We start from the raw sequence: 12,631 nt of genomic DNA, 5'->3' as shown, positions 1-12,631 counted from the left end.
GCGTTGACGCCCCGCGTCCTCGGCCGCCCCTCGGCCGCCGAGACCCGGCGCGTCAACGCCGTCCTGTGGTCCTCCCGCCCGCGCCGCCTGGTCTACCTGGGCCTGTGGCTCCCCAACGGCCTGATCGTCGGCTGCGAAGCGCTCTTCGTGTCCTACGACCCCGGCGCCGCGGGCACCCTGTTCGCGTGCGGGGCGCTGGGCATGCTGGCCGGGGACCTCGCCGTCGGCCGGCTGCTCCCGCCCGCCGTCCGCACCCGCCTGGCCACCCCGCTCCTGCTGCTCCTGGCCACCCCGTACCTCGTCTTCGCCCTGCGCCCGCCACTGCCCGTCGCCGCGCTCTGCGCCACGCTCGCCTCGGTCGGCTTCGGCGCGAGCCTCGTCCAGCAGGAGCGCCTGATGGCGCTCACGCCCGCCGAACTCAGCGGCCACGCCCTTGGGTTGCACTCGGCCGGGATGCTCACCCTCCAGGGCGTCAGCGCCGTCGTGGCGGGCTCGGTGGCCCAGCTCACCTCACCGGCCACGGCGATGGCCGTGATGGCGGCGGCGTCGATCACGGCGACGGTGACGCTGGCGGCGGCGTCCCGTCGGCCCTCCTGGCGGCGTTCCGGCGGTGTCCCGGCGTCGTCGGCGGGACCGAACGGGTTTCTGTAGCAAGGGTGTTGCCCGCGAAGTGAGCCACGTCACGGCTCGCGTGCCGCTGAGGCTGCTCAACTCTGCGGATGGTGCCCCTGCTCATCCTGGTCTTCCCCGGCTGCCTGATCGCCGCCTTCGCCTTCACCGGCTACGCGTTCGGCTCCCTCGGCCGCGTCGGCCTGGGCGCGGCCGACCGCACGGTGTGGCTCCGCAGCGCCGCCGGGCTGATCGCCGCCGTGGCGTCCCTCCTCTACACCTGGGGCCTGCTGTACGTCGTCGGAGCGGTCGTGGAGGCGGCGGAGGGCGGCACCGAGTCCGCGCCGGTCGTCGACTGCGTGACCCCCGGCCAGGAGGAGCGGGCGTCGACCGTCGTCGACCACACCGTTTCCTACGTCCCCCTCGGCTTCGTCTGCGAGACGTCCGGCGGTGGCAGCTACACGAGCGACACCGTCCCCGACTACGTCAATCCGGGCGTCCTCGTGCTGGCACTGACCGCGGCTGGGATGGCACTAACTCTCCGAAAGTACCGCCCCCGGAGTACGGTGTGAGGATGGGTGGTACGGGCATGGATGCGGGCGCGGGCGCAGATGCGGGCGCAGGCGCGGGTACGGCCGTGGAAGCGGGCGGGACGGTCGGGATGACGTTCGTGGACCGCGTCCGCAGCGAGGGTGGCGACGGCGCGTGTCCCCATCGCCTGGTCCTGGAGCACGTCACCAGCCGCTGGGGCAACCTCATCCTGATCGCGCTGCTGGACCGCTCGTACCGCTTCAGCGAGCTGCGCCGCACGATCGGCAAGGTCAGCGAGAAGATGCTGACCCAGAGCCTGCAGACACTGGAACGCGACGGCCTGATCCACCGCGACGCCAAGCCCGTGATCCCGCCCCGCGTCGACTACTCCCTCACCCCCCTCGGCCGCGAGGCCGCCGAACAGGTCCGTGCCCTGGCCCAATGGGTGGACGAACGCATGCCGGCGGTGGAACGGGCCCGCGAGGAGTACGACGCGAGGCGGGCGTGAGCCTGGGGAACGGATGAGGCCTCAGTCGCCGGAGTGCCCCCAGAAGCAGATCTCCCGGGGAGTGCCCGACTCGTCGTGCAGCACGGCGCACCGCCCGACCCACCGCGACCGGGGAAAGACGTCGAAGTCCTTGACGTGCGCGCGGGTCAGCTTCCCGGTCCCCAGCAACTCGCGGGCCTCCTCCGCGGTCACGGGCTCCACCGTGTTGTAGTCCGGGGTGTCGCCGGGCCCGACGACACGGAAGATGTCCAGGATCGAATGCGTCCCGGACTCCTGGACCAACTCGTCGGCCCACAGCTCCTCCAACGACTGCGGCGGAGCGGCACGCTCCCCCTCCGGCAGCCAGTCGTCACCGTTCACCCAGTAGTAGTCCCCGGACGCGAACACCTCCTGCCGCAATTGTTGAAGCGCGCCCTCCAGATCCTCCCGGTACGGCACGAAGTACTCCCACCCCGAAGCGCCCACCGACCCCTCAACCCCTCTCGTTTCCTCGCCTGTCCTGGCCGCCGCAAGCTAACACCGGGGTCTGACAGGCGGGTTGCCGTCGGCCGCCGGACAGCGAAGGATCGAGCGATGTCCCGGACAACTGGCACGCGGACAGCCGACCCGTGTCCCCGCTGCCGCACGGAGGCGTTCCGCCCCGGCACCCCGACACCGGCGGCGGGCCGGTACACGGCCGTCGCCTACACCTGCGCCCCCTGCTCACACACCTGGTCCCGCCCGGTCGACGACGACCTGGAACCCCTCGACACCGTCCGCGTGGACCTCCCCGACAGCACCCTCTACGGCACCGCCTGGCAGGTGGAACCCGACCGCGTCCAGGTACGGGGCTCGGGCGGCGCGTGGCTGCGGTGGGTGGAGCGGTGGAGGGTCATCGTCTACTGAACCTGTCCTGCTGCCCGCGGTCACAGTCACCCGGCCCGTGGTGTGAGGGCGGCGCAACCCAAGTCCCCACGGGGTCTAACAGGTCGGAAACCGGTAGCTTCGGAGGCCGGACTACCTTCGGGACATGAGGGTGTGGACGCCATCTCGGCCGCCGCTCGGCAGGCTCGGCGCAATCGGCAAGGGCAGCCCCGGCAGGGGCCGTCGACCGACCTGGGGCCGTCGGCGGATGCGGGGCCGTAGGGCGACGCCGGGCCGCCGGCCGATGCCTGGCTGGCGCAGCATCAGGGGTCGGGTGGCCGTGGTCATCACGGTCCCGATCTGCCTACTGCTGGTGGTGGCCGGTCTGGCCGTGTACGGCCGCGCCGAGGCCCTCGGCGACGCGCGGACGACCCGTGCCGAGGTCGGCCTCAGCCTGCGTGTCCAAGCGTTGGTGCATCAGCTGCAACGCGAACGCGGCCTCACGAACGGCCTGTTGGGCGGCGAGAGCGACTTCCGCACACCGCTCGTCGCCACCCGCGCGCGCGTTGACACCGCGTTGCGGGGAATGCGCCCCGAACGAGCCGTCGAAGACGTCATCCAGCGGTACCTGCGGCGCCTCCCGGCCATCCGCGCCGCCGCCGACCGGGGAGCCGTCGGCAGGGACACCGCGGGCGGGAGCGGCCCCGCCCCGAACAGCGCCGACCGGGCCGCGACTCTCACCTTCTACACCACCGCCGTCGACGCGCTCAACGCCGTCGATCCGGTCGCCGACACCGCGACGCGCACGGACCGTCGACTGCGCGACGGCCTGGCGGCGTTACGCGAACTGGCCGCCGCCAAGGAGTCCGTCGCTCTCGAACGCGGCCTCGTCAACGGCGTTTTCGCCGAGGGTGCCTTCCGCGACCGCGAGTACCTCACGTTCACCGAAGTGCGCGCCACGCGCGTCGCCGCTCTCGCCCGCTTCCGCCAGGTCGCCACGGCACCCCAGCGCGCGGCCCTGAAGAACACCTTCGGCACGCAGGAGGCCCAACGCGCCACCGCCTACGAGAACCAAGCGCACCGTGGCGCCGACGGCTCAGCGCTGCGCGCCGACGCGGGCACCTGGTGGGACGCGATGACCGTACTCGTCGACGACCTGTACGCCGTCCAGCAGTCGGTCGGTGACGACGTACGGGACCGGGCCGACCGCCTCCGGCACGAAGCGGAGCTGGGTCTCGTGGCCTACCTCGTCGCGGGAACGCTCATGGCCGCCCTCGTCGCGGGCCTCGCCGCCTTCGCCTCGCGTTCCCTCACACGCCCGCTCGGCGCACTCGCCGAGGCCGCCCACGACGTGGCGCGGAACCGGCTGCCCGCGACCGTCGCCCGCATCCAGCGGTCCCCGCAGGACCACGAGGAGTTCCTCCCGCCGGCGGAGCCCCCGGACACCACCGCCGCGGGGCCGCTGGGCGGCGCGACGGAGATCGCCGCGGTCGCGGCGTCCCTGCACCAGGTGGAACACACCGCCCTCCACCTGGCCGCCCAGCAGGCCGGCCTGCGCCGCAACACCACCGAATCCCTCGCCAACCTCGGCCGCCGCAACCAGAATCTCGTGCGTCGCCAGCTCAGCCTCATCACCCGCCTGGAACAGCAGGAACTCGACCCCGACGCCCTCGCCGAGCTGTTCGAGCTCGACCACCTCGCCACCCGCATGCGGCGCAACGCCGAAAGCCTGCTGATCCTGGCCGGACAGAATCCGCCCCGGCCCACGGCGGCACCCGCCGACGCCCTGGAGGTCGTCCAGTCCGCCGTCGCCGAGGTGGAGCAGTACCGGCGGGTCCTGATCACCGCGGTGGAGCCGGTGCGGGTGCGCGGGCACGCCGTCGCGGACGTCGCCCACCTGCTCGCCGAACTCATCGAGAACGGACTGAACTTCTCGCCCCCGACCGAACCGGTCGAGGTGCACGGCTGGTACGACGCCGAGGACGACACCTACTGCTTCGCCGTCATCGACCACGGCATCGGCATGCCCGAAGAGGACAAGGAACGCGCCAACGCCCGCCTCTCCCACTCCGGAGAGGAAGCCCTGCTCAGCGCGTCCACCCGGTTCCTCGGCCACCTCGTCGTCGGCCGCCTCGCCCACCGCCTCGGGGACGGCGCGCAGGTCCACCTCTTCGACACCACCGGCGGCGGCCTGTCCGCACTCCTCGCGCTTCCCGGGCGCCTGCTCGCCCCGGCGCAGGCCGGCCCCGCCACGCCCCATCCCGCCAGGCCCGCTGTGTCGTCCCTGCTCAACGGCTTCCGAGCGGGTGTCGCCCGTGCCGAGGCCAGAAGCACGCAAGGAGTGTCATCGTGACCACCGCCGTCCAGAGTTTCGGCTGGCTCATCTCGGAGTTCGTCCGCACCACCGACGGTGTCACCGACGCCGTCGCCGTCTCCTGCGACGGCCTGCTCATGGCCGCCTCCGACGGTCTCGGCCGAGATCGCGCCGACCACCTGGCCGCCGTCGTCTCCGGCATCACCAGCCTCGCCCAGAACGCGGCGACGGCACACGGCTTCCAGGGCATGAAGCTGGTCATGATCGAAATGTTCGGCGGCTTTCTCATGGTCGGCCGCATCCGCGACGGCAGCTGCCTCGGCGTGCTGGCCGCCGACGGCTGCGACGTCGGCCTGGTCGGCTACGAGATGGCCGTCCTCGCCGACCGCGCCGGCGCCCTGCTCACCCCGCAACTGATACGCGAACTCAACTCCCCGTCCCCGGCCGCGGGACAGTGACGGGTCCGGGCTCGAAAGGTCGTGTCAGAAGCTCGGGTGGATCCACCCCCTGCGGGTGGGGTAGGGCCGGGCGGGTCAGTCTTCGACCCGGACGAAGACCGGCTTGAGGTGCTTCTCCGGCAGGGCGGTCGGCAGGTCCTCCCAGTCGAAGACGTGCGAGACCACCTTCTCGGGGGCGACCCTGCCGGAGGCGGCGAGTTCGAGGGCGTCGGGGATGTGGGCGCGTACGTTGTCGCGGGCGACGCGCAGGGTGACGCCGGTGAGGTACATGTCGAGCAGGGGCAGTTCGCCGGGGCGGAAGTGATTGCCCGCCGACTCGCAGATCCCCTCCGGGCTCAGGCACTTGACGGTCAGGCCCAGCTGGTCGACGCGGCCGGTGGCCTCGACGGCGATGTCATAGCCCTGGGGGATCGGATCCAGGGCCTCGGCCGTGGCGGCTCCGAAGGCGCGGGCCAGGGTGCGGTGTTCGGGGTCGGGGTCGACGTAGAGCACTTCGGAGGCGCCGAGGGCGCGGGCGATGTCACAGACGTACAGACCGATGCTGCCGCGGGCGACGACCAGGACGCGGGCTCCGGGACGGGTTCTGAGGTGCGGGGCGATCAGGCGCCAGGCCAGGGACCAGTTGTCGCTCGCCGAGGCCATGGCGACCGGGTCGAGGCCGGCCGGCAGCGGGACGAGCATGGCGTCGGCGTAGGGCACGCGGACCAGGTCGGAGAAGAGCCCGCCCCAGTTGCCGCCGATGGGAGCGCCGTACATCGCCATGTAGGGCACGGCGGTGCAGTGCGCGGTCAGCCCCGCCCGGCAGCGCTCGCAGGTGCCGCAGTTGACGGACCAGGGGACGACGACCAGGTCGCCGGGGCTTACGGCGGTGACGGCGTCGCCGGTTTCGAGGACCCGGGCGACGCACTCGTGGCCGAGGGCGAAGGGCGGGTCGACGAAGCCGTGACCGGCCAGGATGGCGGAGTCCACATCGCAGGAGGTGGCGGCCACCGGGGCGACGATCGCCTCCCCGTCGGACCGGAGTTTCGGGTCGGGAGCCTCCCGCCACTCGACGGTGCGTCTGGCGACGTAGGTCAGTTCACGCATCGGTGTGCTGTCCCTTCGCCAGTGCCACGAGGTCGGCGTGGCGGACGACGGAGCCGCCCGCGCCCCACGTGCCGTCGGGCTGCTCGTGCACGAGCACCCACACCCGCAGGGCGTCGTCCCGGCCGAGGCCGGCCGCCGCCAGTACGGTCTTCGTCGCTTCCTCGACGAGCCCCGCCTTTCGGCGCTCCGACAGGGCTCCTTGCGGGACGGTGACCTCCACCAGGAAGCGCGGCGCGTCGTCCTCGGCGGTGATCTGGGCGGCTTGCGGCAGTTCGACGAGGTAGCTCCACGCCTGGGCGCGGAAGAACGCCGTGTCGGGTGCGCCCTCCCAACGCAGCAGTACGGCGGCGAGGTCACGCTGGACGCTGTGGCGGCCTTGTTGGGTCAGGGCGCCGGCCGGGGTCGTGAGCCGGATCATCGGCATGGATACCTCGCTCTGTCTTTCGTTCGTCTTCGCGTCGCACGAAGACGGCACAGGGTTATGACGGTCGTTATAATCGGCGGCCACGTTAGACTATGACGGCTGTTATAGCCAGAGGGTCGGAAGGGATCTAGTACGTGACCAAGCCCAGCCCGGCGGCGCGCGAGCGGATCGTGGCCGGCGCGGCCGACATGATCAGCCGACGCGGTCTGAACGCGACGAGCATCCGTGAGATGGCCAAGCACGCCAGGGCGCCGCTCGGCTCGACATATCACTACTTCCCTGAAGGCAAGCAGCAGTTGGCCACCGAGGCCGTCCGCCACACCGGCGAGTGGGTCGCGCGCCGGCTGCGCAAGGAGCTGGAGGCGGGGCCGGTCGCCGGGCTGCGGGCGTTCCTCGCCCTGTGGCGCAAGATCGTCGTCGACAGTGACTTCAGGGCGGGCTGCCCGGTGCTCGCCGTCTCCATCGAGGAGCCGCCCACTGGCGAGACGCCCCCGGCAGTGGTGGCCGCCGCAGATGTCTTCACCGAGTGGGAGAGCCTGCTGTCCGCCTCGCTGCGCGAACATGGCGCCGGGCGTGAGGAGGCGGCCCAGCTCGCCACCCTCGTCGTCGCGGCCGTGGAGGGGACCGTGGCCATGTGCCGCGCCAAGCGCAGCATCGAACCCCTCGACCGCGCCGCGGAGCAACTGCGGGCGCTGATCCTCGCCACGATCAAGGACTGAGCGGGCCCGCGCGCGAGGCCTCCGGCCTCGGGCTTCAGGCGCCGCCCAGCGCGGCGCGGACGGCCTTGACCCTTTCCTCCGTGAACACCCCGCTGTCAAGGAGCGGGAGGACGGACAGCACGCCCCCGGACGAGCCCCAGCTCCCCTCGTCGATCACGCGGAAGTTGACCCACCATGTCGGTGACGGCTTCTCCAGTCCGCAGGCCGCCGCCAGTGCGGCCAGGACGCGTTCGATGACCTGGGCTCGTACGTCCGGCTGCCAGGCGGCGTCCATGACCGCGATGTCGATCACCATGACGTCGAGTTCCTGGCCGGCGTCCGAAAGCAGCCGTCCACCGATCGCCATCATGTCCCGCCGGCGCTCGGCGAAGTGCACCTGGAACCCGGCACGTGCGGCCGGAGCCGGCTGTCCCACCTCGGGCACCAGTACCGCGTCCGTCAGTGTCTCGGCCAGCTCGCGGCGCTGCTCCAGGCCCAGGCGCCCCGTCGGGGCGTTAACGGTGATGATCGTCATGACATCCTCCTATGACAGTCGTTATAGATCCGGGACGCCAGTAGATTACACCGCTCTATAACGACTGTCATAGTCGAGGTCGCTCCGGTCGGCGTCGTCCTGGTCGGCGGTGCGAGCGCTCAGTCGGAGATCACGGCGGTGCGGTGGATCCACTCGCCGCCACGCGCCGCCGCGTGCAGGAAGGCGGCCACGTCCGCGCGGCTGATCGTCGGGTTGCCCTTCATGGGCAGCCGGTCGTCCGCCCGGTAGGTGCCCTTGGCGGGCCCGTTGGTCAGCCTGGTCGGGTACACCACGGTCCAGTCCAGCCCGCTGGAGCGGATGCTCTCGTCCGCGATCGCCTTGTCGGCGTAGATCGACCGCAGGAGCGTGCCGTAGATCAGCTTCTGCGCGCTGCTCGACCAGCCGAAGGTGTGGCCGACACCGAACGACGACAGCCACACCAGGCGGGGGACATCCGCTTCCCTGGCCGCACCTGTCACGGCCGTGGAGGCGCGGGTGAAGAGACCGTCGGCGCGCACCGAACTCCCCCTGCCCAGCGCGGAGACGATCGCGTCGTGCCCGATCGCGGCGGCGGCGAGGTCGCGCTGCGAGGTCGCGTCGCCGGTGACCGGGGTGACCCGCTCGGCCAGGTCACCCAGAGCCGCCGGATTGCGGACGAAGGCCGTGACGGAGTCGCCAGATCGCACGGCCAGGTCGACGACATGACGCCCGGTGGGACCGGTCGCACCGAGGATCAGCAACTTCATGACGGGGCTTCTTTCGTGGGCGATGTCAGGGTTGGTTTCGCGCTGTCGACGTTCGCGTTCGCTGTCAGGAGAGGTCGGCGAGGTCTTCGGCGGTGAGGGTGATCGCGGCGGCGGCCATGTTGTCCTCCAGGTGGGAGAGGGACCCCGTGCCCGGGATGGCGAGGGCCACCGGCGACGAGGCCAGCAGCCGGGCCAGGCCGATCTGGGGGATGGTGGCGCTGTGCCGGGCCGCCACCTCGGCCAGACGCCCGTCGTCGAGTTCCCGGCCGCCGCCCACCGGGAAGAAGGGCACGAAGGCGATGCCGGACTCCTCGCACACAGCCAGGAGTTCCGCCTCGTCGTCCTGGGCGGCGTGGTTCTGTACGGCGGTGACAGGCGCGATGGCGCGAGCCTCCGCGAGATGGACGGCGTCGACGTTGCTGAGGCCGAGGTGCCGGATCAGGCCCTCCTCACGCAGCGCCGCGAGCGCCTCGAAGCGCTCGGCGAGGGACTCCCCGTGCGGGGGCGTCATCGCCCCGATGCGCAGGTAGACCAGGTCGAGGCGGTCCACGCCCAGGCCGTCGAGGTTGGCTTCGACGAAGCCGCGCATGTCGGCCGGGGTGCCGTGGGAGAGGCCGTCGGGGCCGATGACGGGGCCCACCTTGGTGGCGATGAACAGGTCGGACGGGTAGGGGTGCAGGGCCTCACGGATCAGCGTGTTCGCACGCACCGCACCGCCGGCGCTGAAGTAGAAGTCGGCGGTGTCGATGTGGTCGACCCCGAGTTCGACGGCGCGTCGCAGTACGGCACGGCCGGCCTCGGGATCACGGGCGGGACCGCCCATGCCGTCCTTGGAAGGCAGACGCATGGCGCCGAAGCCGAGCCTGTTGACGTCTCGGTCGCCACTGAAGCGGAATCTGTTGCTCATGGCCACAGCCTGCAAGGCCCGGCATCGGCCGACGAGCCCGTGGCACTTTGCTGCCAACGGCACAATGGACGTATGACACAGGTCATGACGTTTCGCGGTGATCTTGAACTCTGGGCGCGGCTCAAGCCTTTGACGGAGTCCAACGACACGGAATGGGTCAACGTCGCCCACGACCTCGACACCTGGCCCGGCGCCCGTGATGCCGCCCGCCTTTCGATGCGGCGCGGCGGGGCGGTTCCGGCCCGCAAGCTCTACAGCCCCGCCGTGCTCGCCGACGAGCGCGACCGGGACGTCCTGCGCGAGATGGCCGACCACGGCATGCGGATCCGGATCACCGCCACCCCGCTGTCCCGGGGGACCTTCTTCATCGACCGGCGGACCATGATCCTCACCAGCCCCACGACAACCTCCCCGGCCGCCCAGGGGCCCCGCACCTACACCGTGAGCGCCACACCGGCCCTGGTCGACGGGGCGTACGCGCTGTTCGAGGCCGCTTGGGAGAGCGCCACCGATCTCGCCGCCTACCTGAGCGCGGAATGGCCCCGGATCGACGCCCGAACCGCAAGGGTTCTGCGCACCCTGTCCTCCGGCACCACGGACGAGACAGCCGCACGCGAACTCGGCATGTCACTGCGCACCTACCGCCGCCGGGTCGCCGAACTGCTGGTCACCCTCGACGCGGACTCCCGATTCCAGGCCGGCCTACGCGCGGGCGAGATGGGCTTGACCCGCGGCTGATCCCCGGCCTGGACGCGTGACTCGATACGCTGACTGGCAGCTTGCTCACCTGCGTGTGCTGCGGTACATGCAAGAAGCTGTTCAGGAACTTGCAGCAGACACGGCCCCGACTGCCGGCGGAATGGGGACCGGCTACGGCCGGCCTGGGGTCGCCTGGGGGATCTCCCGGCAGGCTGCTCGGAAGAAGTGGCCCCAAGCGGGCGACACCGAGGAACCCTTGCCGGAGACGATTTCTATAGAGAGGCATGGAGGAAGTGCAGAAGTCATCCGCGTGCCGGGGCGCTCTTCGCGGACGTGGACGGGTCGTGGTTGTGACGGCACCGACCAGCAGGCAGCGCAGAGCTGCGACAGCCGACGGGCGGCCTTGACCGCAGCTGACGCTTTCCTGCAAGAGCACTTCGTGGGGCTTGGGTGGCGTGACGGTGTCGACGTGCCGTTCGCTCTGATGGTCCCTGATCGTCAGACTTACTGGTGTGCCGACACCGACGACTGATACTTGCCGTGAGTGTCGTGGGTGACTCGGCTCTTGCGAGGACGCCCGAGTGTCGGTGGCCGTCCTCGTTGATGTCGGACGTAGATGTCAAAGGCCCCGGACCATGATCGGTCCGGGGCCTTTTGCCTGGTGCCCCCGGCAGGATTCGAACCTGCGACACCCGCTTTAGGAGAGCGGTGCTCTATCCCCTGAGCTACGAAGGCAACCGGTGCGCCAGCGGTGTGGCACGCCGCGGCCAGTGTAGCGGGTGGGCGTGGCTGGGCGTGGTGGTGCCGCCCGCCCGGCGGCAGGGGGCGGCACCACCACGTCGGCAGGGGCGGCCACCCCTGCCGACGTGGGTCACCCGAGGCCGAGGCTCACCCGCCGCGCCGGCACGGTTCTTGAGGTGTCGCGGGGCCGCGACGTCGAGGCAGGGCCGCGTCACATCGTCGCCGTCTGGCATTCCCCGCACCGCCGTACCGCCCGCCGCTCGGTGTTTCCCTGGGTCGCGGTCGCCGGGTGGCTGCTGCTCAACCGGTCCCAGAGTCCGGCCGGAGGGGTGGGGATCCAGCCCCAGCGCGGGGCGGTCACCAGCTCCTCGGTCAGGTGGGCGCAGGCGCCGGGGAGATGCGCGTACCGCGTCGGGGAAATCAGGATCGTGTCCGAGGGGAAGTGTCGCCACTCCTGCTGGGCCGAGGTGGTGGGGTGCTCCTTCGGAGCGGATCCGTCAGGCGGGCACGCACAGCCCAGTCCGATGACGAAGTCGCAGCGCTCGCAACGTAGTTCCCCAGTGGCCCCGCCCTGCCCGACCGTCACGTCGCGCCGGTGCCCCTGCGGTAGGTCGTCCTTCATGGTTCTCCAGCGGTAGATCTGATGGATGAGGCGATTTCCGAAGTCGCCGCCCCGTCGCGACCGGGTGCACACGGACGCCGGCCATGAGCAGAGAGTGAATGACCGAAACGTACCGGTAGCCGACTGCTCAGGTGTGTGATCCGGAGGGGCGTGCACGTGAATCGCACTCCTCCGGAAATCACCTACTGACTGTTCGTCACTGTCCGGTCTCTGATAGTTGTTTCAGCGGGGTACGGGCGTCAGCCCGTAGCGGTGTTCCTTCGACGCCGCAGGGAGGACGCACATGGGCACCACCACTCGGGACAAGGTCCTCGCCGCCGAGCAGGAGGCGGTGGATCACGCCTACGACTGCTACACCGCGCGGCTGGCCGAGATGAGCGGAACGTCGGCCGCCACGGCGTCGGCGAGCGGCAAGGACGGCATCGCCAACCGGGTCGAAGCGGAGGCGCGTGCCGCCGCGTACGGAGGGCTCGGCGGCGAGTCCCTCGTCTTCGCTCGCGTCGATGCGCCGGAGGAAACCGGCGCGGCGCCCCGGCCCTGGTACATCGGGCGCCGCGGCGTCCGGGACGAAACGAACGAGCCCGTGGTCCTGCTGTGGACCAGTCCGCTGGCGAAGAAGTGGACAGAGGCGCGGGCCGAGAACCCGGGCGACGTGGTCCTGCGGCGGCAGTTGCGCTGCGTCGAGCGCATCGTCGAGGGCTACTTCGACGAGATCGCCCAGTCCCCACCTCACGCCCAGGCTCAGGCCCAGTCCGAAGCCCAGGCCGACGCCGCTCCCGTCCTCGCCACCGTCCCAGCGCCTCGGCAGGCCGCCGACGACGACAGGGGAAGGGGGACGGACGAGCAGGACCGGGAACAGGAGCAGGACCAGGACGAAGTCACCCCACAGCCACACGCGGAGCCCCGTGGG

The 12,631-nt window shown here is 71.2% G+C and carries 15 protein-coding genes, 1 tRNA gene and 1 pseudogene; 9 read left to right on the top strand and 8 right to left on the bottom strand.

All coding sequences use genetic code 11. The annotated features are described in order from the left end of the window. From BZL64_RS23885 to BZL64_RS23875, 3 genes are all read left to right on the top strand, one after another. A partial coding sequence (locus BZL64_RS23885; RefSeq protein ID WP_483025106.1) for an MFS transporter occupies nucleotides 1-651 on the top strand: 651 nt, incomplete at its 5' end. 68 nt (nucleotides 652-719) lie between these two features. Continuing rightward, nucleotides 720-1,181 (top strand): hypothetical protein, encoded by a 462-nt coding sequence (locus BZL64_RS23880; protein ID WP_086771248.1) that lies wholly within the window; start codon nucleotides 720-722, stop codon nucleotides 1,179-1,181. 89 nt (nucleotides 1,182-1,270) lie between these two features. Further along, nucleotides 1,271-1,648 (top strand): winged helix-turn-helix transcriptional regulator, encoded by a 378-nt coding sequence (locus tag BZL64_RS23875; protein WP_086771247.1) that lies wholly within the window; start codon nucleotides 1,271-1,273, stop codon nucleotides 1,646-1,648. A 21-nt stretch (nucleotides 1,649-1,669) separates the two neighbouring features. Here the strand turns inward: BZL64_RS23875 and BZL64_RS23870 are convergent, their stop codons facing one another. After that, complete coding sequence (locus tag BZL64_RS23870; RefSeq protein WP_086771246.1) at nucleotides 1,670-2,113, bottom strand: hypothetical protein; 444 nt, start codon at nucleotides 2,111-2,113, stop codon at nucleotides 1,670-1,672. Between the two features lie 108 nt (nucleotides 2,114-2,221). On the opposite strand from BZL64_RS23870, the gene BZL64_RS23865 reads away from it, so the two are divergent. From BZL64_RS23865 to BZL64_RS23855, 3 genes are all read left to right on the top strand, one after another. Then, nucleotides 2,222-2,533, top strand: coding sequence for a hypothetical protein (locus BZL64_RS23865; RefSeq protein ID WP_086771245.1), 312 nt, complete (start codon nucleotides 2,222-2,224; stop codon nucleotides 2,531-2,533). Nucleotides 2,534-2,825: 292 nt separating this feature from the next. Continuing rightward, on the top strand, nucleotides 2,826-4,844 hold the full coding sequence (locus tag BZL64_RS23860; protein WP_244205461.1) for a sensor histidine kinase: 2,019 nt from the start codon (nucleotides 2,826-2,828) through the stop codon (nucleotides 4,842-4,844). Then, nucleotides 4,841-5,263 (top strand): roadblock/LC7 domain-containing protein, encoded by a 423-nt coding sequence (locus BZL64_RS23855; protein ID WP_086771243.1) that lies wholly within the window; start codon nucleotides 4,841-4,843, stop codon nucleotides 5,261-5,263. Before BZL64_RS23860 ends, BZL64_RS23855 begins: the two co-directional genes overlap by 4 nt. A gap of 75 nt (nucleotides 5,264-5,338) precedes the next feature. Here BZL64_RS23855 and BZL64_RS23850 read toward each other — a convergent pair whose 3' ends face one another. After that, nucleotides 5,339-6,349 (bottom strand): zinc-dependent alcohol dehydrogenase, encoded by a 1,011-nt coding sequence (locus BZL64_RS23850; RefSeq protein WP_086771242.1) that lies wholly within the window; start codon nucleotides 6,347-6,349, stop codon nucleotides 5,339-5,341. After that, nucleotides 6,342-6,773, bottom strand: coding sequence for a tautomerase family protein (locus tag BZL64_RS23845; RefSeq protein WP_086771241.1), 432 nt, complete (start codon nucleotides 6,771-6,773; stop codon nucleotides 6,342-6,344). Before BZL64_RS23845 ends, BZL64_RS23850 begins: the two co-directional genes overlap by 8 nt. Before the next feature lie 134 nt (nucleotides 6,774-6,907). On the opposite strand from BZL64_RS23845, the gene BZL64_RS23840 reads away from it, so the two are divergent. Further along, the gene (locus tag BZL64_RS23840) at nucleotides 6,908-7,492 is read left to right on the top strand and encodes a TetR/AcrR family transcriptional regulator (RefSeq protein ID WP_086771240.1); all 585 of its coding nucleotides are present in this window, start codon (nucleotides 6,908-6,910) and stop codon (nucleotides 7,490-7,492) included. A 34-nt stretch (nucleotides 7,493-7,526) separates the two neighbouring features. Here the strand turns inward: BZL64_RS23840 and BZL64_RS23835 are convergent, their stop codons facing one another. The 3 genes from BZL64_RS23835 to BZL64_RS23825 all read right to left on the bottom strand — a co-directional run bounded on the left by BZL64_RS23835 (nucleotide 7,527) and on the right by BZL64_RS23825 (nucleotide 9,659). After that, the gene (locus BZL64_RS23835; RefSeq protein ID WP_086771239.1) at nucleotides 7,527-8,006 is read right to left on the bottom strand and encodes a tautomerase family protein; all 480 of its coding nucleotides are present in this window, start codon (nucleotides 8,004-8,006) and stop codon (nucleotides 7,527-7,529) included. 119 nt (nucleotides 8,007-8,125) lie between these two features. After that, nucleotides 8,126-8,752, bottom strand: coding sequence for an NAD(P)-dependent oxidoreductase (locus tag BZL64_RS23830; protein ID WP_086771238.1), 627 nt, complete (start codon nucleotides 8,750-8,752; stop codon nucleotides 8,126-8,128). Nucleotides 8,753-8,816: 64 nt separating this feature from the next. Next, on the bottom strand, nucleotides 8,817-9,659 hold the full coding sequence (locus BZL64_RS23825; RefSeq protein ID WP_086771237.1) for an aldo/keto reductase: 843 nt from the start codon (nucleotides 9,657-9,659) through the stop codon (nucleotides 8,817-8,819). Between the two features lie 72 nt (nucleotides 9,660-9,731). Between BZL64_RS23825 and BZL64_RS23820 the strand changes: the two genes are divergently transcribed. Further along, nucleotides 9,732-10,397 (top strand): helix-turn-helix transcriptional regulator, encoded by a 666-nt coding sequence (locus BZL64_RS23820; RefSeq protein WP_086771236.1) that lies wholly within the window; start codon nucleotides 9,732-9,734, stop codon nucleotides 10,395-10,397. Nucleotides 10,398-11,017: 620 nt separating this feature from the next. Here BZL64_RS23820 and BZL64_RS23815 read toward each other — a convergent pair. Beyond that, nucleotides 11,018-11,093: transfer RNA gene (locus tag BZL64_RS23815), tRNA-Arg, on the bottom strand. Nucleotides 11,094-11,310: 217 nt separating this feature from the next. Continuing rightward, entirely contained in the window at nucleotides 11,311-11,721 is a 411-nt protein-coding gene (locus BZL64_RS40635; RefSeq protein ID WP_208639505.1) for a hypothetical protein, read from the bottom strand. 283 nt (nucleotides 11,722-12,004) lie between these two features. Between BZL64_RS40635 and BZL64_RS40295 the strand changes: the two are divergent. Then, nucleotides 12,005-12,631, top strand: a pseudogene (locus tag BZL64_RS40295) (ATP-dependent DNA helicase); the annotation flags it as partial.

The sequence above is a fragment of the Streptomyces bobili genome, assembly GCF_002154575.1.
Classification (GTDB): Bacteria; Actinomycetota; Actinomycetes; order Streptomycetales; family Streptomycetaceae; genus Streptomyces; species Streptomyces bobili.
Note: the sequence above shows the minus strand (reverse complement) of the source record. Positions and strands in the feature narration are given on the sequence as shown.